We start from the raw sequence: 25,874 nt of genomic DNA on the forward strand, positions 1-25,874 counted from the left end.
AATTTATACAGAAAAGAGCCAGCGGCTCTAATGTGAGGGGAGGTGATTGTTTGAGTAGCGCCCTGATAGTCACTGCAAAGCTCAGCAAAACCTTTCATTCGAAAAAAACGCCTGTTCAGGCCCTGCGGGATATTTCCATCACGGTGAACACCAACGAAATTGCCTGCCTCATGGGGCCCAGTGGATGTGGGAAATCCACGCTCTTGAAGATCATTGCCGGAATTGAAACTGCAACGGAAGGGCAGCTTTTGTTGTTTGGACAAAACTGCACGGCTTCTGTCCCCCAAAAATTGAAGCGCCGTATAGGTTTTATCTACCAGGACAGCAATCTGCTGCCCTGGCGCTCGGTAGAGCGAAACCTGCGTTTCCCTTTGGAAATTTTCGGCATACAAAAAGAAAAGGAGTATGAGGACCGAATCCATGAAGCTCTGGAGATTGTAGGCTTGACAAAGTACCGTGACGCCTTGCCTCAGGAGCTTTCAGGCGGAATGATGCAGCGTGTGGGCATTGCCCGGTCGCTGGTTTACAATCCCGACCTGCTCCTGATGGATCAGCCTTTCGGAGCCCTGGACGCTATCACACGCAAAAAGCTTCGGTTTGATTTTCTGAAAATTTTCCAACATGCCCGTAAAACTATTGTAATCGCCACCAACAGCGTGGACGAGGCGTTGCTGTTCGCCACCCGTATATACGTGATACGTATGGCTCCTGGGACCGTCGAGGAAGTGGTAGAGGTCGGCATCCCTTTTGAAGAACGTAAAGAAGGCATCGAGGACAACGAAACCTTTATCGGTCTGCGCAGACAAATGATCGAAATCGTCAAGCGGCAATATGCACTGGACGCGCGGGCCGCTCATTTCTCCGTAAGCGAGGCGCCCTGTAATGACTGAGGATAAAAAGACAAAGCTCCGCCGATATGTCGAAAACCTGTATCCTCCTCTGCTCACTCTGGTTTTTCTGCTTGTGGGATGGGAATGTATTGTGCGTACATTTCATGTCTCAAAGGTGGTTTTGCCGCCTCCATCCGACATCATTCGAGAAACAACACGGTACTTTTCGTCGGATATACTGCCAGGCTGGCTTGTTACCGTGCGCACGATGAGTGTCGGATATCTGAGCGGCGTGCCTGCGGGCATCATTCTCGCCTCGGTGATGTCTCAGTCTCGGTTTCTGATAAAGGCTCTGGTTCCTTATATTGTTTTGCTGGTCACTTTGCCCATGATGGTGGTTGTTCCCATTTTTATGGTGTGGGCCGGTTATGATGTAAAATACCGCGCTATCCTGTCCTTTGTGCAGGTGACGGCCATTATCGCGTTAAACACTCTGTCGGGCTTCCGCAATATCAGCCAATCCAAACTTGACCTCGCTGCCGGGTACGGAGCGACCCGACTTCAAACCTTTTTGAAGGTAATTTTCCCCAATGCTCTTCCTGAAGTGTTCCAGGGGCTGAGGCTGGGCTGTACTTTTTCCATTCTTAACGCCATCGGCATCGAGTTCATCGCCGGTAAAATCGGCATGGGCTTTTCGGTACAGTATTTCAGCAGTATGCTCAAAACAGCTATCGCTTTCGGATGCATTTTCACAGTGGGACTGACCGGACGGCTCATGTTTATGATTGTCGAGATATTGCAAAAGCTTATCGTCACCTGGGAAAGATAGGAGGTGAAAGTTTTGGGCACTGAGAAAATTGTCCTCAGGCATGTGGAGAAAGAGTTCCGCAGTAAGCGGCAGACTATACACGCGCTTCACGACATCAATTTATCCATACCGGAAAAAGAAATCGTCTCGATTGTCGGGCCAAGCGGCTGCGGCAAATCTACTATCATACGCATCATAAACGACATTATAAAGCCCACTTCGGGGGAAATTGTGGTAGACGGATATTCTTACGGCGAAAAAGTTCCGGCGGAGGTGATCCGCAAGATGGGATTCATATTTCAGCGGCCCAACCTTTTGCCTTGGCTGACCGTGCGGCAAAATATCGCCTTTCCTCTCACCATTTTACGCTTGAAAGGCCCCAAATGGGATGAATACGTGGACCGATTGCTGGAAAAAGGCTTGTTGACCGCTTGTGCAAACTCTTATCCTTCGTCGTTGTCCGGAGGCATGACCCAGCGCGTGGGTGTGTTGCGGGGAATGGTGTTTCAGCCTGAAATTCTTCTGATGGACGAACCTTTTGGCGCTCTTGACGACATGCTGCGTGAGCAGCTTGACCTTGAAACCCTCGCCCTTTGGAAGGAACTTGGACAGACCATTGTGTTCATTACCCACAATGTACGCGAAGCCGTGCTTATGTCATCGAAGGTTTATGTCATGGCGACACAGCCTGGCAGAGTCATCGCGGAAATTCTCATTGATATTCCTTATCCGCGGTCCCTGGAAGTCATCGTGGAACCAAAGTTTATAGAATATGAAAAAAAAATTACAGCGCTGATCGGAGAAATTGAGCTTTCACAGATTGTGTAAAAGTATTGTTGCGTAAAAGGGTGGTTGTTACTGTGTGCAAAACCGATCGAGTGAAAGATTTCCTCATCAACTGTTCGCCGTTTCTGCTGTTTTTTCTCCTGTTCGGCGGAATGGAGTGGGCCATCAGGGTATTTAAAGTTCCCGCATGGCTTGTTGCACCGCCTTCAGCCACATTTTTGGCGCTGCTGAGGCATTTTCCCGCAATTTGGTCGAACCTGCAGATCACCCTCCAGGAAATCGTGTTCGGCTATCTGATCGGTGTGTTTGTGGGGATACTGCTGGCTCTTGTTTTTACCAGCAATCGTTTTCTTGACAAAGCCATCAGTCCTTACGTGGTCTTTCTGATCGTCACGCCTCAAATGATTATGGTACCTCTTTTGATGCTCTGGATGGGCTTCGGCATCCAGGTAAAACTCCTCGCGGTTGCCCTGTCCGCGTTTCCTATCAATATGATGAGCACCATGACGGGCATACGCAATGTCTCCCTGGAACGGTACGAGCTGATGAAGTCGCTTCACGCAAGCAAACTCCAGACTTTTTTTCGAGTGCTGATTCCTTCCGCGCTGCCCAATGTTTTTACCGGCATGCGTCTAGGCACCATCTTCGCCACCACTTCCGCCATCGGCGCGGAGCTGATCAGCGGTAACACCGGAGTCGGACCTCAGATTTCCTATAATACGGAATTCATAATGATGGACATCGCTTTTGCAAATGTGTATGTGATGATTCTGGTGGCGGTTTTGTTTTACTGCCTCATCGCTGTGATCGAACATTTTGTTATTTATTGGAAATATTAGAGCCGTTGGCTCTTTTTTGTATAAATTTTTGTGCGTCACTTACCAGTGTTAAGCGTCTTTTTTAGTACAGATTACGCAATCCGCTATAGACTCCAAACTGCCGTGTGGGTGGTTGTCAAACAGGACATAAATCAAAAGGAGGGTGTTGTATGAAGAGATCGATTGGAATTTTGGTGGTACTGATGGTTTCACTTTCCCTCTTCGCCGAGTGGGTTCCTGCATCTTCAGCTTTTGCTGCGTCCCAGGATCCGGGCAAAACCGTTCGCAAAAACGAAATTGTGCGGGTAGGTTTTACGGCTGCCGTCGCCAGCATGACCTGGTCTCCGCTGATCGTGGCCAAAATGCTGGGCTACTTTGACGAAGAAGGCATCGACATCGTAATGGAGCAATCCTACAGCTCATCGGCTACAAAGATGGTTGCCGCCGGACAAACCGAATTTTCCACACCCGGCCCTCACCTCACCGCAGCCGCCATTGAAGGCGGAATGGATGTCCTATCCGTTTACCAGCTCTTCCCCATTGACATTTTTGGCTTTGCCGTGCGCAATGATGGTGAAATTAAAACTGTAGCCGACCTGGCGGGTAAAAAGATCGCTTCCATGACCCCGACAACCATCAACCAGATCATTCCCATTCTGGAAGCTGGCGGAGTGGATCCCAAAGGCGTCGAGGTCATACCGGTGGGAGACGCCCGGGTGCAGATGCTCACCGAACGCAGCGTCGATGCCTGCTGGACGTGGGACGGAGAGTGGCAGCAATGGCAGGCGGAAGGTATGCCCATTGCGTTTGTCAGCGGTGAAACGGTCTACAAAAGCTGCTCCAACTCCATGATTGCGAAGATCGCCCTCGTGAAGGAATATCCGGACCTGATCGAACGCTTCTACAGAGCCCTGGCCAAGGCCTCCTATTACATTTACTGCAACCCGAAAGCGGCTGCGGACATCACGCTCAAAGAATGGACCTCCATCAAGATCAACCTCGACGCGGCCACGAAAATCATGGAAACCGCACTGGTTCCCATGCTGGGGGGTAAAAACGTCCTGGAGGGCAAGACCATCGGCATGCACAACAAGAGTTCCTGGGAACTGGTCATGGCGGACTACGTGAAGATGGGAATTGTCAAGGCGCCCATCCCTACGGAGAAATGCTTCACCAATCAGTTTATCGAGGGTATCAACAAATTTGACCGCGCCCCGATCAAGGCTGCTGCTGAAGCTTATAGCGCTTATTAGCTCTACCCTGCCCACCAGGTTTCACAGGCAGTTGGGAGGACAAAGAGAGTCGTCCCGGCGGCAAAACGCGGGGACGACCTCTATTTTCCCCAAAAAGGAGAGACGTGATTGTATACGGTTGAAGAAATGGAAAAAATTGCCCGTCTTATCCGTTGTGATACCCTTAAAGCCATCTATCTGGCAGGCTCCGGCCACCCTGGAGGATGCCTGTCGGCTGTGGATATCCTTACGGCGCTGTATTTTTACAAGCTGCGTATCGACCCGAAAAATCCAGCCTGGGCGGATCGTGACCGATTTTTGCTCGGCAAGGGACACGCCGCTCCCGCTCTTTTTGCCGCTCTCGCCCACCGGGGATTCTTCGATATCTCGCACATGAAACGGTTGCGCCTTCATGACGGTATGCTGCAGGCCACGCCGAACCTGAAGGTTCCCGGGGCTGATTTTTCCTCGGGGTCCCTTGGACAGAACCTTTCAGTGGGCGTTGGCATGGCCCTTGCAGGCAGGATCAGGAAGCAGAGGTATAAAACTTACGTGCTGCTGGGCGACGGTGAGCTTCAGGAGGGACAGATCTGGGAAGCCGCTATGGCCGCGTCTCATTACAGGCTGGGTAACCTCGTGGCAATACTGGACAACAACCACATCCAGCTTTGCGACGATACCCGCCATGTTATGAGCATCGGGGATCCCGAGGAAAAATTTAAAAGCTTCGGCTGGAATACGACGTCCGTTAACGGGCATGACATTCCTGCGCTTATGAAGGTTTTCGATGACGTTCCCGACCAGCCGGAAGGCACTCCCACCTTTATTGCGGCTGAAACAATCAAAGGCAGGGGAGTCTCTTTCATGGAAGGAACCGCGGCGTGGCACGGCGGTTGCCCTACCGAAGAACAGATGAAACAGGTCACGCTCGAGCTTGGAGGTGGCACACTATGATCGCCAACAGGATCGCCTACGGGGAAACCCTGATAGAATTGGCAAAAGAACGGGAAGATATCGTGGTTTTGGACGCTGATGCCGGTAAATCCACCGGTGTGCTGCCTTTTTTGAAGGTATTTCCGGACCGGTATATTCAATGTGGCATCGCGGAGCAAAACATGGTTGGAATTGCCGCGGGCCTTGCCGCCTGCGGTCTGTGTCCCTTCCTGGCCACCTTTGCCGTATTCACCAGTATGCGTGCGGTAGAGCAGGTGCGTAATTCTGTCTGTTACTCCAACCTGAACGTCAAGGTTACAGGAACCCACGCCGGACTCGAGACTGGCGGCGACGGCGGCACCCATCAGGCCGTCGAGGACATTGCCATCATGCGCGCTCTGCCCGGCATGCGGGTGTTGACGCCGTCTACTCCCAACGCCACCCGTAAGCTGACCCGGCTGGCTGCGGAAAAACATGGTCCCTTTTACATCCGCCTGGGTAAAGACCCCGCTCCTGAATTTTACGGAGAAGAAGAGCTCTTTCCCCTGGGCGGCAGTAAAGAACTTCGTTCCGGCGCCGAGGCGGCTATCCTTTCCTGCGGCAACATGCTGTCCAGAGTAATAGAAGCGGCCGATCTTCTGGAAAAAGAAGGCATACATGCCAGGGTGCTGGATATGTACTCTGTCAAACCCATCGACAGGGAAGCCATCGTCAGAGCGGCTCACGAGACGCAAGGCCTCGTTACAGTGGAGGATCACGTGACAATCGGCGGGCTGGGCGGCGCCGTCGCGGAGATACTCACTCAGTATGCTCCCGCTAAGCTGACTCGGGTGGGGCTTGAGGATACCTTCGGGCGTTCTGGCATTCCCCTGGAGCTTTATAAGTTGTTTGGCCTGACGCCGGAAGCCATTGCGGAAGCTGTAAGGGAATTGTTGAAATGAAAATGAAACTGTGTTATCAGGTCGCCACACCCGATGTTCTGCCTGCGCCAGGGGTTACGGCCTATCAGGGAGACATCGACGCTGCGTTCCGACGGCTCAGAGAGTGCGGCTATACCGGCGCGGAGCTCATGGTGGCAAACCCCGCCCAGGTGGATGCTGATCGAATCTTTTCCTTATCGAAGCAATACGAGCTGGATATTCCAATGGTGTGTACCGGAGAGATCTACGGACAGGAGCATCTGTCTTTCAGCGCTCTGGACGACAATATTCGCAACTCCGCCATCTCTTACGCGAAAAGTGCCGTGGACCTGGCGCAGGCGCTGGGAGCACAAATCAACATCGGCAGACTTCGAGGTGAATACGTTTACGGAGCCTCAAAGGAGCTGTGCCGTCAGCGATCCGTGGACGGTCTTCGTGAAATTGCGGCCTATGCCGGAGAACGGAGTGTCATAGTGGCGCTGGAACCTGTCAATTCGATTGCGATTAATTTCATCAACACCACCGGCGAAGGAATTTCCCTGGTGCGTGAAATCGCCCTGCCTGCGCTGAAGCTTATGCTGGACTCCAACCATATGTATATCGACGATAAAGATATGTTGCAAAGCGTGTTTGACGCGGCAGGACTTGTGACTTACGTTCACCTGGTGGACAGCAACCGACTTTATCCGGGCAATTGTAAGCTGGACTTCGCCTCGTTTATCGCCGCCCTGCGTCAAACCGGATACGATGGATATTATAGCGTAGAAGTGTTTCAGCGGCCGGACCAGGATACCGCTTTGGAAAAGAGCATAGAATACCTGAGGCCCCTGTTGGAGAGTTGATTTACGGTCCCGAAGGGAAAAACCCCCTTCGGGACACCGGCGCCAATCAGATCTTCCTTATCTTTATCTCAACTTTTTGACGACGTCCATAAATTCCTTCACTCTTTTGGAATCCACGGGATTTTCGAATACTCCGTTTTCTTTGAAAGTTGTAGCGACGATAGCTCCGTCGGCCACGGCAAGCTGCGTGGAAATGTTGTCCTTATTGCAGCCCGTGTTGCAAAAAACAGGAGTATTCGGAGCGGCGTCTTTGACGATCTTCAAAATTTGAGTGTCCGTGGCGGAGCCCGCCGTCAACCCCGAAACGCACAAGGCGTCCGGGCGGTGATTGAACACGGTTGTCTTCGCTATTTCCTGAGGTGTCCGTCGTCCAAGATAAGCTGCCGCCTCAGGGACGATGTTGTAAAGCAGTTTCACTTTTTCCGCGCCGATCTCCATTTGGTGGCGGACGGTGACGCCTGCGTCGGTGTTCCATAAGCCGAAATCCGACGCGTAAACGCCGGACATGATCTCGCGGATGAACAAAGCGCCGGTGGCGACGGCCAGATCTAACGATGCGATGGGGTCCCACAGGCAGTTCACTCCGAAGGGCAACTCAATGTCGCTCATCAGTTCCCCGATGACGCGCGCCATGCTCGCCACAGTTTCCGGGCGTACTTTGGTGAGGTACGGCATGCTGAATTCATTGGAAAACATCACCCCGTCAACGCCGCCCTCCTGCAGCGCGTGAAGATCACGACGCGCGCTTTCCAGCACTTTTTTCATCCCGGAAGCCTTGTCGTAATAAGGGTCTCCGGGCATCGGCTGCAAGTGACACATTGCGATAATCGGTTTTTCAACGCCAAATAAATCTTTGAGCCACATGGACATTCGTCTCCTCGTCAAATTTGTCACAGCGTATAGCGGCGGCAGTCAAACCCGGAGTCGATCATACCAACTCCTGCCGCGATCAGCTTCGCAAGGTTCTCAATATCCGACGTCGCGCAGAGCTCCGCCGGAGTATGGGTATAACGAACCGGGAACCCCAGATCCACGCAGGCAATTCCTTTTCCTTCCATCTGAACATAAGCGGAATCAGTAAGAATGCCTAAAGAGGCGAAACGCTGCAGTGGAATCGAGTTCTCTCCAGCCGCCCGCTCCATAAGGCGAACCAGCCCTTCGTGAGGAATAGTTCCGTTGAGCGTACCACGTCCGTGGAAAGAGTACAGGTTGACGCTGGGGCCCGCTCCCAGGGCGTTGTTATAACGATTTTTCAGGTCCGGAGTGTCGCCGGCCAGGATCACGTCCACGCATATGGCGATGTCCGGTTGTAAAGCGCGCGCCGCGTGCACGGCCCCACGGATGTTGAACTCCTCCCAGACGGAGCCCACAAGGCTGACTCTGGCGGCTGGTCTGTTTTGGCGGAGCAGACTTGCCGCCAGCGCCAGGGCCGCGACGCCGCCGCGGTCGTCTATGGCGGTTGCGCTGACCTTACCGTTCGGCAGGGGCTGAAAGCGGGATTTGTAAATCGCGGGAGCCCCAATTTCAATCCCCAGTTCGCGAACCTGATCCGCGCTCGCGCATCCCACGTCGACGAACAGAGAGGTGACCGGATCCACCTTGTATTTTTCCTCCGCGGCGGTCGCGTGGTGCGATTTGATTCCTATCACCCCGGGGACAAACTCACCGCTCCTCGTTCGGATCAGCAATTCCAAAGCGGGAAGAACCTTTTCCGGGATCCCTCCGAGACGGTCAATCTGCAGAAAACCGTCCGGCTCGATTCTGCGCACGATGAATCCCAGTTGATCCAGGTGCGCGAAAACCATTACGGACGGCGCTTTCGGATCGGTCCCCTGTATTGTGGCGATGGTGTTGCCCGCGCGATCTACCTCCACGCTGTCGACAAAAGCGGCGACGGCATCCCGATAAACCCGGGCCGCCTCCCGTTCATAGCCGGACGGCGCCGGAGCCAGACACAAATTTCTCAGGATTTCACTGAGGTTCATCAATGTTTTTTTCTCCTTTCGTTGCGCTCTGTATCACAGCTTCCTGCAGCTCCAGAAGCCTGTTCCGGGGATCCTGCGCGCTGAAAACGGCCCTGCCCAGCACCGCGCCTGTGAGTCCCGCCCTGAAAAGTTCGCGCAAAGCCCGGAGGTCGAGTGCGCCGTCGGCGAAAACCTCAAGACCGGGCGGAACCTGGGAAGCTATGAACTTCGCTTTTTCCAAAGCCGGCGCGTACAGTTTTTCTCCCGCGGCGTCCGGTTCCGCTGTCATGACGAGCAGGGCATCGCAAAGCGGCCAAAAAGGACGCGTAAAATCCTCCGGAGTTTTTACGTTCAGAGCGAGGCCCGTCTCCATTCCCAGGTCATGCGCCCGGTTCAAAAACAACAACGGATAGGGAAGCGCTTCGATGTGCGCGTAAACCCTCCTGACCCTGAGCGGGGCGACCCGTTCCAGCCAGAAGCAGGGATCTGTCACCATAAAATGCACGTCCATGGCCATATGTCCCGCTGTCTCGCAAATCGCAGCGGCAGTTTTCATTCCGAAGGTGATGTTGGGTGTGAAATTGCCGTCCTCAATGTCGAGGTGCAAAAAAGGCCAATTTCCCAAAGCGGCGATTTCTTCTCCCAGTTTGAGCTGGTTCGCCGAGGCTATGGAGGGTACCAACCTCATAGCGAACATCCTCCTTTGCGGTGCTGAACGCCGACAATACAACATCTTCATTCAACTTTTGCAAAAGTGTATCTTTAAAAATTGTATTAGTCAATCTCAATCAACGAATTTGTTCTATATTGATGATCATCGGAGAAGAAGCGAAAATGTCTGACATGCTGAGAATCAAAAGAAGCGCTGATTGGCTGCTCTGAAAAAGCAGGGTGTATTATAATTAATTTTCAGAGATCGTCGGTCGTTTTTTTTGCTGAGTTTTATTTTTGTGATGTTTTTCTTCTTGTGAGAAGTAGAATGTTCGTATATAATCTTTTTTTGTTTCTGCCCTGCCTCTTCAGAGAGGAGAGGCCATAAGACCACAGGGAGGAGGTGTAAGACGTGCGACATTATGAAATGATGGTCCTTCTGGAAGCGGATCTCGAAGAACCGAAGGACGAAGTCGAAAAGATCGAAGAAGTCGTGCGTAACCTGGGCGGCTCAGTCACCAGGACCGATGTTTGGGGGAAAAGGCGTCTGGCCTATCCCATCCGGAAGAAAAACGAGGGCATTTACGTGCTCTTCAATTTCGATCTGGAACCAGCGCAGACTTTCGAGCTGAAACGTGTGCTCGGCCTGCGTGCCAACATCTATCGCCATATGATCATTTTGTTGGATGAATGACGGAGAGGAGACTCAATTGGCCAGAGGATTCAATAAAGTTATCCTGATTGGCAACCTGGCCCGTGACCCGGAGGTTCGCTATACGGTGGACAAAAGGGCTTGGGCTCGTTTTACCCTGGCTGTCAATTACAGCTGGAAGAACAAAAACGGAGAGTTTCAGGAAGGCGTGGATTTCATTCCCATCGTAGCCTGGGGCCCCCTGGGAGACCGCTGCGGACGATACCTGAAAAAGGGAAGCGCGGTTTGTGTGGAAGGGAAAATCAAGGTGCGCAGCTACGAGGCCAGAGATGGAAGCGGCAAGAAATACTCCACGGACGTCGAGGCTGCGGAAGTGATGTTCATTGGTTCCCGGCGCGAATCCGAAGCCGAATCCGGGAGTGCTCCCGGAGACGGAGGGGGTTATCCTTCCTTCGGAGACGACGCTGATTTTGGCAAAAGCATACGGGAAAAGGGATTTGGCGCGGGGGAATTCCCCATGGATGTGTCCGAACTGGGAAGCGGCAGCGGGGACGATGAATCTGACGCGGAAATTCCTTTCTAGCGCAATTTTTTAGAATCGGCTTTCAAGGAGGCTGGAAAAATGAACGGCGAAGGCAGACCTGCTGGAGGCGGCGGTACCGGAGGAGCTCCGCGCGGAGGCATGCGCAGAGGCGGCCCCCGTCGTCGTCCGAAGTTTTGCTATTATTGTGTGGAGAAGCAGGAAAAAGTAGATTATAAAGACGCGGAAAAGCTGCGCAAGTACGTGAGTGAACGAGGAAAAATCATCCCCCGGCGCGTGACGGGAAACTGCGCCAAACATCAGCGGCTTTTGACGGAAGCGATTAAGAGAGCCCGATATATGGCGTTGCTTCCTTACTCGCTGGATTGATGCGAGACGAAGTGCGGACAGGCTGTAAACGGGGGAGAAGCCCATGGGCGTCTCCCCTTTTTCTCAGGAAGGCAGGCAGGTGAGAAAGCATGGAGGGACCGAATAAGCCGCTGAAAACGTTCAGAGGGAGTTCCCTCGCCAGATGTCTGGCTTTATCGCTGACGTCGGGTTTGTTGTTCTGCTCCGGTTTTTTTGTCCCTGTGCTGGGAACCGTCGGATTTTTATTCTCCCCCACGCCCCTGGCCCTTCTGGGGGTTCGGGAAAATAAGACATGGATGGCCCTGGGACTTCTCCTCATGGGCATGTTTCTTCTGGCTCTGGAGCCGATGATTGCACTTTATTTCCTGTTGATGGAAGGACTTCTGTGCGTGGGGCTTGCCTTTCCTCCGGGGCATCTGGAGAAGGGGAGCGACGCGCTGTTTCTCTGCTCCACGGTTTCCGTGGCGTCCAAAGTCCTTTATATGACGGCGGATGTGATTCTGCTGGGATACAATCCCTTTATCATGAAGCCGGATGCCCTGCGGAGCGTTTTCATGCAGATGTATCTGGGGCTGCTGGCTCAGGACGTTCAAAGCGCGACGGCTCTGAAGGAATCCATGGAACAGATTCTCGCTCTGGCTCCTTATATGGTGCCGTCTCTGATCGTCACCTGGTCAATGCTGGATTCCTACCTCAATTACCGGCTCTGCGAGGCGATTCAGCGCGGGCGCAGCGTCGTTTTCCCCCCTTCGCCCCCCTTTGGAATGTGGCGTTTTCCCAAAAGCATTCTCTGGGCTCTGCTGGTGGCTTTTCTCCTGCCTCTGCTGACGGAATCGGAAGGCTGGTCCGTGACGACCATGCTGGAAGTCAACCTGAAGTTTCTGGTCAACGTCTTCTTTTTCCTGCAGGGGCTCTCTCTGATCTGGTGGTGGCTTCTGAGGCGAAAAGTCAATTTCCTGCTGCGGGTATTCATCATCGCGCTTCTGACGCTTCCAATTCTGGGGCTGTGGGTGATCGGCCTCGGTATCGGGGACATCTGCTTCGACTTCAGGACCCTTCGGGAACGCAGCGGAAAAGGGCGATAAATAAAGATTTTGCCATATATCAAAGAGGAGAGGATTGCAGGTGCAGGTTATTTTAAAAAAAGAGGTCAGTAAAATTGGCGCGGCGGGAGCCCTTGTGGAGGTCAGCGACGGATACGCCCGAAATTTCCTCTTCCCGCGGGGTTTGGCCGAGGAAGCCACTCCGGGAAAAATCGCGGATCTGAAAGCTCGTGCGGAGAGCCGTAAAACCAGAGAGACGAAGGAAAAACTGGCCTCCGAGGAAGATAAAAAGAAACTGCAGGGTCGGGTGGTCCGCGTGGAAGCCAGCGCCGGCGAAAATGGCAGGCTCTTCGGAAGCGTCACCGCGTCCCAGGTTGCCGAGGCCCTTGAGGCTCAGTTCGGCATCCGGGTGGACAAAAGAGACATCAAACTTGCCGATACCGTTCGACAGCCGGGAAACCACGCCTTCTCCGTGAAGCTCTACGCCGGGGTGCAGGCTGATATGACCCTTTCTGTGGAAATACGAAACTCCTGATATGATCTACGACCGCGTTCCTCCTCAGAACATTGCCGCAGAACGCGCGGTTTTGGGGGCCTGTCTGCTGGAACAGGAAGCCCTCAACGCCGCAGCCGAGGCTTTGAGGCCGGAAGATTTTTACGATCTGAACCATCAGGCGGCGTTCGAAGCCATGATTCAGATGTTCGGCGAGGGGCATCCTGTGGAGATAATCACCCTGGGAGAGGAGCTTTCCCGACGGGGAATCTTCGAAAAACTGGGAGGACAGTCCTTTTTTTCCGCGCTGATCTCGGAGGTCCCCACCACAGCCAATGTGGAGTATCACGCGAACATCGTGCGGGAAAAGTCGATTCGCCGGCGTCTGATCGAGGCGGGAAATCGAATCGTGCGCCTGGGATACGACACGGAGATCGAAAATGCTATGGCACTGGACGAGGCGGAGCGGGCGGTTTTCGAAATCGCGCAGAACAACAATCAGGTGGAGTTTCGGGCGGTTCGCGAGATTCTCGGGGGGACCTTCGCCAAAATTCAGGAGCAGTACCAGCGGACCGGGTCGAAAGTCAGCGGTTTCGACTCAAGCTTCGTGGACCTGGACGTTTTGACGGGAGGATTTCAGCCGGGCAGCCTGAATATCATTGCGGCGCGTCCTTCCATGGGCAAGACGGCCTTTGCCCTGAACATCGCCCAGTTCGGGGGCGGGAAGGGAGGAGACATCGTTTTGATCTTCAGCCTCGAAATGTCGGGAGAGCAGTTGGTTCAGAGAATGCTGGGCTCGGAGGCGGAAATCAACATTCACGCCATGCGGACGGGCATGATGGGCAAGAACGAGTGGAACCAGCTGATGGAGGCCGCGGGGCGTCTGACGAAGGCCCCGATCTTCATCGACGACAGTTCCATGCTGACCACCATGGATTTTCGTGCCCGCTGCCGCCGTTTCAAGGCGCGTTACCCCAACCTGGGGCTGATCGTCGTGGACTACCTGCAGCTCATGAGTTTTGGCGGTCGCTCCACCGAGAGCCGGCAGCAGGAGGTATCGGAAATTTCTCGTATGCTGAAGGGTGTAGCCAGGGAGCTCGAGTGTCCGATTATCGCGCTCTCTCAGCTTTCCCGGGCTGTAGAACAGCGCACGGATAAAAAGCCCATGCTCTCCGACCTGCGGGACTCCGGAGCCATCGAACAGGACGCGGATACCGTCATGCTGCTCTACCGTCCGGATTATTATGAAGGCGCGGTGAACCCCGAAATGGACAGCGAGGCGTACCTCATCCTCGCGAAAAACCGCAACGGCCCCACCAACGAGGTTCGGCTGATTTTCAGGAGGGAAATCACCCGTTTCCTCAACGCAGCCTCAATGTAGCCTGCGGGGTCCGCGCAGAAGCGGCCTCGGCCCGGACAGATCCCGCGGGATTTGCCCGGGCATAATTATTCTCTTTATGTTTTGTCCCGGGCGGGCAGCAGAGGGACAGGATTCACGGGGCGGCCGTTTTTTCGAACTTCGAAATGGACATGAAAGGTCGTCGAACGTCCGCTGCTGCCCACGTAGGCCACAATGTCGCCCTGTCTGACCCGCTGACCCTTTTTCACGTTGATCCTGTCGCAATGGGCGTAGAGCGTGGCCAGTCCGTTCCCGTGGTCGAGAAGCACCAGATTGCCATACCCGCTGAATTGAGGAGTTGACGGGGGGATAGTCACCCGCACCACACCATCCAGAGCAGCCGCGATGGGAGTCCCTTTGGGCATCGGTAAATCCAGACCGGCGTGAAAACGACGCTTGCCCCGTTTCCCAAAACCGGACGAAACCGCGCCGTTTACCGGCCAGATCATTTTTCCGGAAGTGGGAGAAGGCACCGCGGGCAGGGGAGGCGGTTCTTTGAGAGAAGGCGGAGGAAGCGTCAGGGCCGGAGACGTGGAAGCGGGCGCGGGTTCCGGTCTGACGGAGATGTCGGATGAAACGACGGCCACCCTGTCTCCCGAAATCACCAGCTGCATGTTCTTCACCGGCTCTTTGACCTCCGGCGAAGGGGTTTGTCTGACCGTAACGGGAACCGTCGTTTTCAGCTCCGGGGAAACGGGTCGTCTGTCGGAAGATTCGCTCTCCAGATCCTTCATGAAGGACGGCACGCCATGAAGTTTTATCGTGACGAGAGGAGCCTCCGGAGGGAACTCGAAGCGGCTCTTTTTGGAGTCGGAATCGGCAGGCGCTCCGGACGACGGGGAAGGCTCCGGCGGAGAGGACGCGCCTGCCGCGGTCGAAACTGACGAAGCTGGCGGAGTCGATGGAGTCGATGGAATTAACGGAGTTGCTGAAGTTGGTGGAGTTGGTGGAGCAGAAGAGAAATTTTTGCTCGGGGAAGCCGGCGATGGCGGCACGGGAGAAAGATCGGGAGAGACTTTCTTTTCCCGCTGATCGAGAGGGATGCCATGAAGCTTCACGGTGACCAGAGAATCGGAAGACCTGTTTTTTCTGCTTTGTACCTCCGTCCACGTTGGAATGAGGGCGCTTTTTGAGTGAGGAATCAGAACGACGTCCCCTTTGCGGGGAGGAGTTTGGGGCGTATAGTCATTGACCCAAAAAACGTCGCTGGAAAGCACTCCATACTCTCGACACATTTTTTCCAGATCCTGCATCTGGGCGACATCACCGGTCCAGGTCAGGCTCTCCCAGACGGGTACGGCGGCCTTCGCGGCAGGAAGGGGGATCGCCTTCATCGCCAGCGCCCAGGCCAGACAAAAGAATAAAAAGTGATTATACTTTCGCGGCATTGTCGAATCTCTCCCTTTCTCATAACGCATGACACTCTGACATTTTTACATTTTTAATATAAACTCGACATACTCTCACGGTTAAAGCCTGTCGAACTTCAGGACTGCAAAAACAACCAACCGAAGCCGGTTTCACGTTTTCTTCAGGCAGGAAGCGAAAATCCTTCCGCGGAAGGAGTTTAACATGAATCCAGCTATACAGCAAGAAACAAAAGTTGCGGACGGCAGCGAACCGGACGCGGGGAGAGACTCCCGCAAAAAGCTTCGATAAAATGCGCATATGTTCATATTTTGTACCGGCCTCCTGTGGTAACATGAAAGAAGAAAGGATATTCGAGAAACACTGTATTTTTGATTTTCAGAGGTGAAGAAGTTTCATGACGGAAAGCAGCATGGAAATGAACTCCGTGTATCCCGAGAGGAGAACCCGGCGGGCGATGGCGGCGACATTGACGGGATTATGGGTCAACGTTCTGCTGACGGTGGGGAAATACGCGGCCGGCATTCTCGGGCACAGCGGCGCGATGGTGGCGGACGCGACGCACTCTCTTTCGGATCTGCTGACGGACTTCGCCGTTCTTCTCGGACTGCGCTACACGAACCGCCCGGCAGACGCGGAACACGCCTATGGACACGGGCGGTTCGAAACTCTCGCGGCGGCCTTTTGCGGTCTCACCCTTTTAACGGTGGGGCTGGGAGTGCTGGTCGACGGAGTAGGAGACGTTTTGCACATTTTTCGGGGAGAACGGCTCCAGGAGCCGGGCATGATCGCTATGGCGATGGCCCTTGTGTCGATCGGGGTCAAGGAAATTCTCTATCGCTACACCCGGGCGGAAGCGCGCCGGCTGAACAGCTCTTCTCTGGAAGCCAATGCCTGGCACCACCGGTCGGACGCGCTTTCCTCCATTGGGGCGCTGCTGGGCATCGGGGGAAGCATCCTGGGGGGAAGGGACTGGGCTGTTTTGGATCCCGCCGCCGCCATTATCGTCAGTTTTTTCATTCTTTACGCCGCCATAACGATTTTCTGGAACAGCATTCGAGAAGTGCTGGATACCTCTCTGGCGCCGGCGCAGCTTGAGGGAATCCGGGCGATGGCCTTGGATTTTCAGGAGATTCATGACATCCATAAGATAAGAACCCGCCGGATCGGTTTTTATGTGGCTCTTGAAGCCCATATCGTCATGAATGGCGAAATGACTCTCAAAAAAGCCCACGACATAACCAGCGCGCTGGAGAAAAAATTACAAAAAACTCTGGGTATTGGCGCTTTGATAACGCTTCACATGGAACCTCGCGAATTTTGATAAAAAGATCGCGTTTTACAGGAAAAAATCGCCTCTCTCATGTAAAATATAAAAACAGGAAAATTATATTTATAATAATTTTCTTAAAACAGAGTTATTTATGTGCTCTGTGATGCCGAAAATATGTGGTAATTTTATAAAAATCGCAAAGATGCCAGAGATGAAAATTTTGATATGAAAACTTCAGAGATACGCTTTATTCACGTAAAAGCGGCGTTTTTTCTTGCCTGGGTCATTTTCGTTTTCTTTGTTCCGGCAGGGGCGTTCGCGGCAGAGGAGGTCGAATGGGTTTCAATCCCCACGGCCAGCGCGGGGTTGCTCGCTCTTCCGTCGGAATGGCGTCTGGTCTCCCGGGATGAGGCGCCGGAGCGGGAGAGTGAACCGGCGTCCTCCCGGATATTGAACGTCCAGCAGGTTTTGTGCGCCGAACGTGAAAAAAACTCTCCTGAAGGAGGCGCCGTTCTCCAGGTTTTCGCGATGTGGAGCTCTGACAGTGAAGGAAAGGCCTTTATTCTCCCGCCGGAGTTGCTCTCGGACTCTGAGGAACCTCTTGTGGGAGGTCTGCTGCAGGCTCGTTACGGTCGTGTTCAGTATTTGGGAAGAAGCATGCTCCCCACGGACCTCAAGGACGTCCCCATTGTCATCTGGGAGGCGGAGCTTCCCGATTCAAGGCTGCGTTACCGGACCGTCACGCTTTTTCATGATGAAAAACTGGTGCTCATACTGATTCGGTATCTTCCCGCCAATGAAGAATACTGGCAGCGAGAATTTGAAACCATTGTCAATCGCTGGGTGACGTCCCTGACTCTGACCCCTCAGCAGGACGTGGGCGTGCCGATGCTTCCCGCGCTTCCCGCAGAGCGCGCCGCCCTTCCCGAGATCGCTCTTCCGGCGGACATCCCCGACAGAACTGCGAATTTACCGGCTGTTTCCGCCGAAAATCCGCCTCCTGCCGCGCCGGTACAGAGTGAACCTGTCGTCCTGTCTTTCGACTTCATGAAAAATTCCCTGCCAATGCCGCTCCTGTACGGCGGAGGCGCGGCGCTTGCCCTGGCGATGCTTCTTGCGGGATTTCTGATCAAACGCCGTAAAAAACGGATTCCTGTTCTGTCGTCGTCCTCTGAAACAGATAAATCGGAAGAAATAGAAAACACGGAGCTGGATGAAAACGAAGAAGCTCGAATATTCTCTATGGAGGAGGACAGGAGGGACGACGGAAACACGCTGCCGAAGACGCCTTCCGCGCCGCCGCCCGGCTTCGACAAAGTGTATCATCTTCTTGATGAGGCGCTGAACACCATTGAAACCTCCAAAAATATGATGCCCGTTCGTCGTTATTACTCCAATCTCACGGAAACGGCGGAGCTTCCTCTTCCCGCCATGGCGGATATGGAGACGCAGGTCGCCCGAGAGATCCCCACAGAGGGAAAAATTCTCGTGATTCCCCAAAGGGAGGAACCGGAACCCCTGGCGGAGGAGCCCGAACCGACCCTGACCGGGGATGAAGCAGATTCGGATCTGACAGGGGAGGAGTTTTCATCTTCTTCCTTTGAGGCCCGCACTCCGTCTTTTTCCTTTTCTCCGGAGTCCTGCGACCTGAAGCGGCTCTATCTCTGCTCTTTTCTTCTAATGGCACTGGGAGACATCGTGGCTTCTCTGATTTTTGCGCAGACCTCCGCGACGGGGCGGACGTTCCCTGGTCTGGGGGAGATCCTGCCCATTCTTTTAAGCAATGGTTCTGCTCTCATGGCCGGAGCCTGCTGCTGGGCCCTGGCTGTGCGGTTCCTCGCGCTGCGCCGTCCGCTGAGGGAGGGGCAGCTTTCCGTGATCGCCGCGGTTTTTTCTGCCATTGCCGGAGCGGGGATCTTCTTCCTGGGGCATCTGTTTTTCTTTTTTGACCTTCCAGGTATCACCACCATGTGGGTCATTGCTTTGGCAGGCGGGATGTATCTTTCGTATCGAACCCTGACCTGGGAGAAAAACGACGAAGACGAGTCAGATTTGCCGGAAGAATGCGAAGATGAGGAAACGGATTCCAAAGACGCTTCGCTTCTGAACGCCTCTGACACCTCAAGAGAACAGGAATCCCAGCCCCTGCAAATTATCGAAGTCATGAAAACAAATCCCCGATCACCGCAGGAAATGGAATTGCTGAATTCAGCGAAAAAAATAGAAGAAATAGAAGAAGCGGAAGAAATAAAAATAGTGGCGAAAGCGACAGAAGAGCCGCCGGAGAGGATGGCTGCGGAGGAGATTCCCCCGGCGCCGCAGCCGCGGAAGGAACCCGAATCCGCCCCTTCCCAGTCCGACCTCTCTCAGGATCTGGAGTTGCGTAAACGTCAGGCCGTCAGAAACGCGATCCAGCGCTCCGAGGAAATGTTCATGGAGATGGAGCACCTCTTTGGAAATTCTTACGCTCTGGAGACCCTGAAAAATAAAATTCCCGAATTTTTCAGCAATGAAGGGGGAGCACTGCAAATTCTGCAGGCGCAGGAGCGGATGCCGGGAACGCAGCCGGATTGTTTCATTCTCCAGCTCTGCGGCAATATCCTTCTGGACCTGATCCGGACGGGGCGATACCACATCGGTAAGGGAATCCTCAGCGGCGAGGGGTCAGAGCTGGTGAATCTGTTCCGTTGTGTGGGAGGAGGACTGCTGCAGTGTGGCTGCGGTCTTCCCGGCGAAGTGGAAACAATGATGGAAACCATGCAGGTCTGCATTGACGAGTTGGGTTAATGCGTTCGGAGCCTTCCGCGCTTTTGCTCCGGTGGTTTGCGCAAAATGCGCGGCCCCTTCCCTGGAGAAAAAATTACGATCCCTATGAAGTGACCGTTTCGGAGTTTATGCTTCAACAAACCCAGGTGGACACGGTTCTGCCCTATTTTGAGCGATGGATGCGGCGTTTTCCCGATTTGAAGGCCCTTGCCGCGGCGGATGAGGCGGAGGTCGTAAAGCTGTGGGAGGGACTGGGGTACTATTCCCGGGCGCGAAACCTGCTGAAAGCCGCAAAAGCCATGGTCGAAGAGGGATACCGCGAGCCTCCGGAAGATGTGGAAAAACTTTTGAGCTACCCGGGGTTTGGCCCCTATACCGCAGGAGCTGTGGCCAGTATCGGGAGAAATCGTCCGGTTGCGGCGGTGGATGGAAATGTCGAGCGGGTGACGGCCCGATTTTGCAATCTGGAGGACCCCGCGGGCAGTCCCGGCCTGAAAAAGACGGTGACGAAAATCGTTCTGGAGCTGATTCCAAAAGGAGAGGCCAGAGCCTTCAATCAGGCGCTGATGGAGTTGGGCGCGCTGGTTTGCCTTCCCAAAAATCCGAAATGTGACGAGTGTCCCTGGAAAAAACTCTGTATCGCACGGCAGCTTGGAGTTCAGGCTCTGCGCCCCCTTCCGAAGCGACGGCCCGAAACCCTGAAAACAGACGCCTGGGCGGTACTGTGTTTGTGGAAGGGGGCCTGTCTGCTTCGAAAGCGCCCGGCGAAGGGATTGTGGGCCAATATGTGGGAGATTCCCTGGTTTGCCCGTCGCACGGAAAATTCCCGCTCAGATATTGCCGACTGGGCGCGAGGGGAGGGATTTGAGTGTTTTTCCTTCGACGAGAGAGGTTCCGTTCGTTTTTCCTTCACCCGCCATCAGGTGAACGCGTGGTTTGTGGTCTGTTCACTGAAGGGGATTTCTCCCCTGCTGAAGGCAAAAATCAAAACGGAAGAGTGGGGGCTGTTTTCCGTGGAGGAAATGGCTTCCCTGACTCTTCCGTCTCCCAGCCGCAAATGTTTGTCCCTTCTGGAAACGACGCGTTATACCTGGTGAAAATGGGGAGTTCTGCCACTGAGCCTCACAAGAACAGCAGCAGCGATGTTGCCATGACGATCATCCCCGCAATGAGGCCGTAAATACACAGATGATGCTCGCCGTATTCTTCCGCTGAGGGCAGCAGTTCATCGAAGGAAATGAACACCATGATGCCCCCAACCCCTGCGAAAAGCATACCAAAAACAGCGGGCGAGAAAAAGGGCAGCAGAATCAGGTAGCCCACAATCGCCCCTGAGGGTTCCGCCAGACCGGAAAGAAAGGAGTACCAAAAGGCTTTTTTGCGGTCGCCGGTGGCGTAAAAAATGGGCACGGAGACCGCGATGCCTTCGGGAATATTGTGAATGGCGATGGCAACGGCAATAGCGGTCCCCAGTGCGGGCTCTGCCAGTGCGGCGGTAAAAGTCGCCAGGCCCTCCGGAAAATTGTGGATGGCAATGGCAATGGCCGTAAAAATGCCCGTGCGGTGCAGTTTATTCATGTCATGGTGTTTTCGGGCGTGCTCGTCGCAGGTCATCTCCATCTCCTCAATGGTGTGCATTTCGTGGGGATTGTCCACCTCGGGCACCCATTTGTCGATGAGGGCGATAACTGCCATTCCGGCAAAAAAAGCGCACGCCGTCGCCCAGGATCCGGCGATTTTTCCCCACTCCGCGACCAGCGAATTTCGTGCCGTGGGGAGGATCTCGTCGAAAGAAACGTAAATCATCACTCCCGCCGAAAAACCCATGCTCAACGCAAGAAAACGCGTATTTGTCTGTTTTGCCAGAAAAGCCAGGGTGGACCCCACACCTGTCGAAAGTCCGGCGAAAACCGTCAGTCCAAATGCCAGTAAAACGTTATTCAGATTTATTGCTTCCATTGTGCTCCTGTTGATCTTTTATTGTTTCATTAGTGCATTTTTGTATTCTCCATCAGGAAACTTTAGGTAAGGTATTCGCTCCCTGGGGCATCAGCCAGGTTTTCAGGGCCGTCCCGTGAGCGGCGTACACTTTTTTCATAGCTTCATCCAGAGTTTTTGAAATTTTGATTCCCGACCCATCCAGAAGTTTGGGATCGATATGGGTTACCAGGTGAAAATCGAAGTGCTCAGCGGCATAGCCGGCGCAGTAACCCACGTATTTGGCTATGGTAAATTCACGCCGCAGTTCAGACTCTCGCTCGTCGGAGTTTTTGAATTTTTGCAGCATCATCTGCATTTCATCGTTGCCGTATCCCTCCACGCAGGAGGCGAGGATCACAATGGCCCCGCCGGGACGGGTGGCGTCCTGCGCGTTGAAAAGCGCCTTTGTGGACTGATAGAAATTGATGTCCTTCGGATATCCGCAGGCGGAGGCGATGGTCAGATCCGAGAGCTGCGAAATCGAAATCTTGTCCGAACTGTCGACGATGCTCCTTCCGGCGTCGTGGGCTTTCTGCCAGTGTCCGGCCACGGCCCAGCCGATTTTTGCCTCCGTGTTCGTGATGACGTTCAGCAGAAAGGAGGGATTCAGTTTTTCCGCGGCCTCATTCATGTCCAGGTGAATGAGATTCCCCTCTTCGTTGCCCCCCCGGCAGACCATGTTGCGCCCGTGGTCGGGAAGGGGTTTGAGAGCCAGAGCGTGGTTCGCCATGACGGTTTCGTAGGCCGAAATGCCTGGAAGCACCGATTTTCTGCCGCCGCCCCATCCGGACATGAAGTGATACACAATGCCGCCCGTGAGAATCACGTGATCGGCGTCTGCCGCAATTTTGTTGATTTTGACCGGCGTCCCCCGGCTGGTGGAGCCGAAATCCTTCATGGGGGCATTCCGGCTGTCGTGGTCGATAATTTTATAACGCCCGTAGAGTTTTTCGCCCAAAAGGATTTTGTGCTCCTCCGGCGTATGTCCTCTGTGCGTCCCCACCCCCGCGAGGAAAAAAATGTCCTCGTCCTTCACGCCGCCCTTTTTGATCTCGTCGACCAAAAGAGGGAGAAAAACCCAGGGGTGCTGCCAGGCTCTCGTCAGGTCGCTGGTCACGATGCAAATTTTATCTCCGGGCTTTACCTTCTCGCTGAGCCGCGGGCTTCCTATGGGGTTCTCCAGAGCTTTGAGAACAGCCTCTTCTTCTGTCGCGGCGCAGGGTACGTTCCTGCTTTTCAGTACTCCGAGAAGATTTTCTTCGGGGATCTCGATTTTTTCTTTTTCCTTACCGAATTTCAGTTCATAAGTACCCATTTCATACACTCCTTTTTCCCTGCATAACATAGAATTTTATTGTACTCCAAATATCCCGGAAAATATGGAATTAAAAATCCCGAGTTTGAACGAATTTTCCCTGTGCGCTATTCGATGCCATATTGTTTCAGCAGCTGCTGATACCGCTCTTCGATGATTTCCGCGGGGCTGGGATCGCGGTGATAGGGGGGCGTTTCCGGAGCGGGAGTATTTTCCTGATACGCCGGCGTCTGCATCGGATGTTCGTAGTTTTCCGTGTTCTCGTAATTTTCGATGTCTCCATCCTGCTCGACCAGGAAAAGTCTGGGCGCGTTGGGATCTTCCGCGGCTGCGCTGTAACTGCCTCCATGTGTGGGACACTGGGCCTTCGGAGCCTTTCCCGCGGGAATATACAGCGGGACGGCGGGACACTGACCGGTTGCACGGAAACCGGTTGTGCGGCATATCGTCACCGGGGCCACCTCGACCCACGAGGGAGGCGGGGTGAATTTTTCCGGACTTTGCATGTGCTGAACGGCAAATTCCATGAACTGTTTCCAGGCGGGAGCCGCCGCAATTCCGCCGGTCTGGTTGCGTCCCATGGTTTTGTGATTATCGTTGCCTGTGTACACGGCGGTGGTCAGGCCAGGGGCTCCGCCGATGAACCAGGCGTCGATGAAGTCGTTGGAGGTTCCCGTCTTGCCGAAAACCTCGGTTTTTGGAAGTTTTGCGCGGCCGCCGGTGCCGGCGCGGATCACGTCGTAGAGCATGGACCTCAGAGTATAGGCGGTTTCCGGTTTCATGGCCTGTACCGGCTGGGGATCCCAGGAGGCCAGAAGGGTACCGTCGCGATCGTCGATTCTCTGTATCATGATGGGGGGAATGCGCTTTCCCCCGTTGGAGAAGCAGTTGAACACCACAGCCATTTCCAGCGGAGTGACGCTGGCGGATCCCAAAGCCACGGAGAGGTCGTTGGGCAGATACTCCGACGTGATCCCGGCGCTGCGGGCCATGTCCACCACGGGCTGGGTGCCGATGTAGGCCGCCGTCCGCACGGCTACGGTGTTGTAAGAACTGGAGAGAGCCTTGATCACGGTGACCTCGCCGTGGTACTTTCCGTCGGAGTTTTTCGGAGACCAGCTCGTCCTGTTGGCGCCCCCTCTGTTGAAAATTATCTCCGCATCCATGAAGTGGTCGAAAGGCATGATGTCGTTCTCCAGCGCCGCGGCGTAGACGACGGGCTTGAAGCTCGACCCCGGCTGTCTGAAAGCCTGTGTGGCGCGGTTGAATTTGCTTTCTTTGAAATCTTTGCCTCCAACCAGTGCCAGGACCTCCCCCGTATCAGAGGCGAGGCAGACCAGAGCTCCCTGCTGCCTGAGAGAAAGAACCGCCTGCTGTGCGGCTTCGTCCAGGCTGATGTCCAGGGTGGTGTGGACCTGCAGGCCGCCGCTGTAGACTTTTTCCGTTCCATACCGGGGAAGGAGTTCGTTGAAGAGGATGTGAGAGACAAAATAGGGGGCGCGGTTGAACTCCTCGATCCGGTTGGGGGTGTGCTTAAAAACGAGTTTTTCGGCGTAGGCGTTTTGCCGCTGATTCTCGTCAATCCATCCTAGCGACTCCATCCTGCTCAGTACGTAGTTTTGACGATTTTTGGCGTTTTCCAGGTTGGTCAGGGGGTTATAGCGGCCGGGGGCGGGAATCAGTCCCGCGAGAATGGCGGCCTGGGCGAGGTCGATGTCCAGCGCCGAACATCCGAAGTAGGTACGGGCCGCGGTTTCCACTCCCCAGGCTCCTCGTCCGAAGTTGATCGTGTTCAGATACATCTCCAGAATTTTATCTTTGGTGAAAAGTTTTTCCATGCGCATGGCCAGGATAATTTCCTTCGCTTTGCGGGTTATGCTTTTTTCCTGAGAGAGGAAGAGGTTGCGGGCGAGCTGCTGAGTGATCGTGCTCGCCCCCTGGATCGCTCCCCGGGCCACCACGTCCATCCACAGAGCCCGAACCATGGAGGTGATCTTGATGCCGGCGTGCTGGTAGAAGGAGGAGTCCTCGGCGGCCAGAATGGCGCGGATCAGCCAGGGCGACACCTGGTCCAGGCGGAGGGACGTGCGGTTTTCCAGAAAGAGCCGGGCGATGACCTCTCCGTTGCGGTCGTAAATGAGAGTCGGTTCGCTGTTTTGTTTGGCGATGATCTCTTCGATGGTCGGCAGATCTTTCGACATTTTGACCACGTACCAGGCCACCCAGGCGCTGGCGGCGGCCACAAAAAGCAGAATCAGCACCAGTACCGTCGTAATGGAGAGCTTCAGAATCAGCTTCGGTATGGAAGTCCTTTTTCGTTTCTTACGAGGACGTCCCATGGCCGATTTGGGGGTTTTATTCATTATACGTACCTCCGCGAAAATCTCTTTTACAAATACAGGTCTCTTCAAAAAGTCGCAATCTTTGATTAAGTCCAGGGGATTGCTTTTTGAAAAACACCATGATATATTACCCTGCGTTGCCGTGAGGGGCAACACCGAGCGAAAAAATGAAACGATTCCCGAAAGAAGTTTTTCGGCAGAGTACGATAAGAATCGGAAGAGCTCGTGTGTACTTGAAAGTATGTAACTTGAAAACAGAATACAGTGCATAAGCAACAGGCAAAAACAAAAGCAATGAGCTGAGAGTTTGATCCTGGCTCAGGACGAACGCTGGCGGCGTGCTTAACACATGCAAGTTGTACGCTGAATGTTCCGAAGTAGCAATACGGAGGGACAGGAGGAGTAGCGGACGGGTGAGTACAACATGAGAACCTATCCTTCAAAGGGGGATAACGTTTGGAAACGGACGCTAATACCCCATGAGCCGAGAGGTAAAAGCAGAGATGCGATGAAGGAGGGGCTCGTGTCCTATCAGCTGGATGGTGAGGTAACGGCCCACCATGGCGATGA

24 protein-coding genes and 1 rRNA gene are annotated in these 25,874 nt (G+C 54.1%); 18 read left to right on the forward strand and 7 right to left on the reverse strand.

Features of this window, described 5'->3' with window-relative positions:
- The 8 genes from LBR61_13940 to LBR61_13975 form a co-directional block, all read left to right on the forward strand.
- Nucleotides 1-890: ABC transporter ATP-binding protein (locus tag LBR61_13940; protein MDR1733183.1), on the forward strand; the 890-nt coding region annotated here is incomplete at its 5' end.
- Nucleotides 883-1,659, forward strand: coding sequence for an ABC transporter permease (locus tag LBR61_13945; GenBank protein ID MDR1733184.1), 777 nt, complete (start codon nucleotides 883-885; stop codon nucleotides 1,657-1,659). The genes LBR61_13940 and LBR61_13945, both read left to right, overlap by 8 nt.
- 12 nt (nucleotides 1,660-1,671) lie before the next feature.
- A complete protein-coding gene (locus tag LBR61_13950) occupies nucleotides 1,672-2,466 on the forward strand; it encodes an ABC transporter ATP-binding protein (GenBank protein MDR1733185.1) in 795 nt (264 codons plus the stop codon).
- 32 nt (nucleotides 2,467-2,498) lie between these two features.
- Nucleotides 2,499-3,263, forward strand: coding sequence for an ABC transporter permease (locus LBR61_13955; protein ID MDR1733186.1), 765 nt, complete (start codon nucleotides 2,499-2,501; stop codon nucleotides 3,261-3,263).
- 149 nt (nucleotides 3,264-3,412) lie between these two features.
- A complete protein-coding gene (locus LBR61_13960; protein ID MDR1733187.1) occupies nucleotides 3,413-4,495 on the forward strand; it encodes an ABC transporter substrate-binding protein in 1,083 nt (360 codons plus the stop codon).
- 108 nt (nucleotides 4,496-4,603) lie between these two features.
- Nucleotides 4,604-5,428, forward strand: a complete 825-nt coding sequence (locus LBR61_13965; protein MDR1733188.1) for a transketolase — start codon at nucleotides 4,604-4,606, stop codon at nucleotides 5,426-5,428.
- Nucleotides 5,425-6,348 carry a hypothetical protein gene (locus tag LBR61_13970; GenBank protein MDR1733189.1) on the forward strand — a complete coding sequence of 308 codons (924 nt, stop codon included), beginning with the start codon at nucleotides 5,425-5,427 and terminating at the stop codon, nucleotides 6,346-6,348. Before LBR61_13965 ends, LBR61_13970 begins: the two co-directional genes overlap by 4 nt.
- Nucleotides 6,345-7,169 (forward strand): sugar phosphate isomerase/epimerase, encoded by an 825-nt coding sequence (locus LBR61_13975; protein ID MDR1733190.1) that lies wholly within the window; start codon nucleotides 6,345-6,347, stop codon nucleotides 7,167-7,169. The genes LBR61_13970 and LBR61_13975 overlap by 4 nt, the downstream gene beginning before the upstream one ends.
- 63 nt (nucleotides 7,170-7,232) lie before the next feature.
- Here the strand turns inward: LBR61_13975 and LBR61_13980 are convergent, their stop codons facing one another.
- Genes LBR61_13980 through LBR61_13990 form a run of 3 tightly spaced genes read right to left on the reverse strand, consistent with a single transcriptional unit; the run spans nucleotide 7,233 to nucleotide 9,821 of the window.
- Entirely contained in the window at nucleotides 7,233-8,033 is an 801-nt protein-coding gene (locus LBR61_13980) for a BtpA/SgcQ family protein (protein MDR1733191.1), read from the reverse strand.
- Nucleotides 8,034-8,059: 26 nt separating this feature from the next.
- Nucleotides 8,060-9,154, reverse strand: a complete 1,095-nt coding sequence (locus LBR61_13985; GenBank protein MDR1733192.1) for a M20/M25/M40 family metallo-hydrolase — start codon at nucleotides 9,152-9,154, stop codon at nucleotides 8,060-8,062.
- The gene (locus LBR61_13990; protein ID MDR1733193.1) at nucleotides 9,141-9,821 is read right to left on the reverse strand and encodes a hypothetical protein; all 681 of its coding nucleotides are present in this window, start codon (nucleotides 9,819-9,821) and stop codon (nucleotides 9,141-9,143) included. The genes LBR61_13985 and LBR61_13990 overlap by 14 nt, the downstream gene beginning before the upstream one ends.
- A 375-nt stretch (nucleotides 9,822-10,196) precedes the next feature.
- Here LBR61_13990 and rpsF point away from each other — a divergent pair, with 375 nt between their 5' ends.
- From rpsF to dnaB, 6 genes are all read left to right on the forward strand, one after another.
- On the forward strand, nucleotides 10,197-10,478 hold the full coding sequence (rpsF, locus tag LBR61_13995) for a 30S ribosomal protein S6 (GenBank protein MDR1733194.1): 282 nt from the start codon (nucleotides 10,197-10,199) through the stop codon (nucleotides 10,476-10,478).
- A gap of 16 nt (nucleotides 10,479-10,494) precedes the next feature.
- Nucleotides 10,495-11,019: a single-stranded DNA-binding protein gene (ssb, locus tag LBR61_14000; GenBank protein MDR1733195.1), complete on the forward strand. Its 525-nt coding sequence runs from the start codon at nucleotides 10,495-10,497 to the stop codon at nucleotides 11,017-11,019.
- Nucleotides 11,020-11,118: 99 nt separating this feature from the next.
- Nucleotides 11,119-11,346: a 30S ribosomal protein S18 gene (gene rpsR / locus LBR61_14005; GenBank protein MDR1733196.1), complete on the forward strand. Its 228-nt coding sequence runs from the start codon at nucleotides 11,119-11,121 to the stop codon at nucleotides 11,344-11,346.
- 89 nt (nucleotides 11,347-11,435) lie between these two features.
- Nucleotides 11,436-12,410: a YybS family protein gene (locus tag LBR61_14010; protein MDR1733197.1), complete on the forward strand. Its 975-nt coding sequence runs from the start codon at nucleotides 11,436-11,438 to the stop codon at nucleotides 12,408-12,410.
- A 40-nt stretch (nucleotides 12,411-12,450) separates the two neighbouring features.
- Nucleotides 12,451-12,903: a 50S ribosomal protein L9 gene (gene rplI, locus LBR61_14015; protein ID MDR1733198.1), complete on the forward strand. Its 453-nt coding sequence runs from the start codon at nucleotides 12,451-12,453 to the stop codon at nucleotides 12,901-12,903.
- A 1-nt stretch (nucleotide 12,904) separates the two neighbouring features.
- Complete coding sequence (gene dnaB, locus LBR61_14020) at nucleotides 12,905-14,242, forward strand: replicative DNA helicase (GenBank protein MDR1733199.1); 1,338 nt, start codon at nucleotides 12,905-12,907, stop codon at nucleotides 14,240-14,242.
- Between the two features lie 74 nt (nucleotides 14,243-14,316).
- On the opposite strand, the gene LBR61_14025 is transcribed toward dnaB, so the two are convergent.
- The gene (locus tag LBR61_14025; protein MDR1733200.1) at nucleotides 14,317-15,648 is read right to left on the reverse strand and encodes a M23 family metallopeptidase; all 1,332 of its coding nucleotides are present in this window, start codon (nucleotides 15,646-15,648) and stop codon (nucleotides 14,317-14,319) included.
- A 377-nt stretch (nucleotides 15,649-16,025) separates the two neighbouring features.
- On the opposite strand from LBR61_14025, the gene LBR61_14030 reads away from it, so the two are divergent.
- From LBR61_14030 to mutY, 3 genes are all read left to right on the forward strand, one after another.
- Entirely contained in the window at nucleotides 16,026-16,952 is a 927-nt protein-coding gene (locus tag LBR61_14030) for a cation diffusion facilitator family transporter (GenBank protein MDR1733201.1), read from the forward strand.
- 174 nt (nucleotides 16,953-17,126) lie between these two features.
- Entirely contained in the window at nucleotides 17,127-19,688 is a 2,562-nt protein-coding gene (locus tag LBR61_14035) for a hypothetical protein (GenBank protein MDR1733202.1), read from the forward strand.
- Nucleotides 19,688-20,764, forward strand: a complete 1,077-nt coding sequence (mutY, locus tag LBR61_14040; protein ID MDR1733203.1) for an A/G-specific adenine glycosylase — start codon at nucleotides 19,688-19,690, stop codon at nucleotides 20,762-20,764. Before LBR61_14035 ends, mutY begins: the two co-directional genes overlap by 1 nt.
- A gap of 25 nt (nucleotides 20,765-20,789) precedes the next feature.
- On the opposite strand, the gene zupT is transcribed toward mutY, so the two are convergent.
- From zupT to LBR61_14055, 3 genes are all read right to left on the reverse strand, one after another.
- Nucleotides 20,790-21,626: a zinc transporter ZupT gene (zupT, locus tag LBR61_14045; protein ID MDR1733204.1), complete on the reverse strand. Its 837-nt coding sequence runs from the start codon at nucleotides 21,624-21,626 to the stop codon at nucleotides 20,790-20,792.
- Nucleotides 21,627-21,678: 52 nt separating this feature from the next.
- Nucleotides 21,679-22,962 carry a nickel-dependent lactate racemase gene (gene larA, locus LBR61_14050; GenBank protein ID MDR1733205.1) on the reverse strand — a complete coding sequence of 428 codons (1,284 nt, stop codon included), beginning with the start codon at nucleotides 22,960-22,962 and terminating at the stop codon, nucleotides 21,679-21,681.
- Nucleotides 22,963-23,069: 107 nt separating this feature from the next.
- Entirely contained in the window at nucleotides 23,070-25,325 is a 2,256-nt protein-coding gene (locus LBR61_14055; protein MDR1733206.1) for a PBP1A family penicillin-binding protein, read from the reverse strand.
- 274 nt (nucleotides 25,326-25,599) lie between these two features.
- On the opposite strand from LBR61_14055, the gene LBR61_14060 reads away from it, so the two are divergent.
- Nucleotides 25,600-25,874, forward strand: a 16S ribosomal RNA gene (locus tag LBR61_14060); the annotation flags it as partial.

The organism is Synergistaceae bacterium (assembly GCA_031272035.1).
Lineage (GTDB): Bacteria > Synergistota > Synergistia > Synergistales > Aminobacteriaceae > JAISSA01.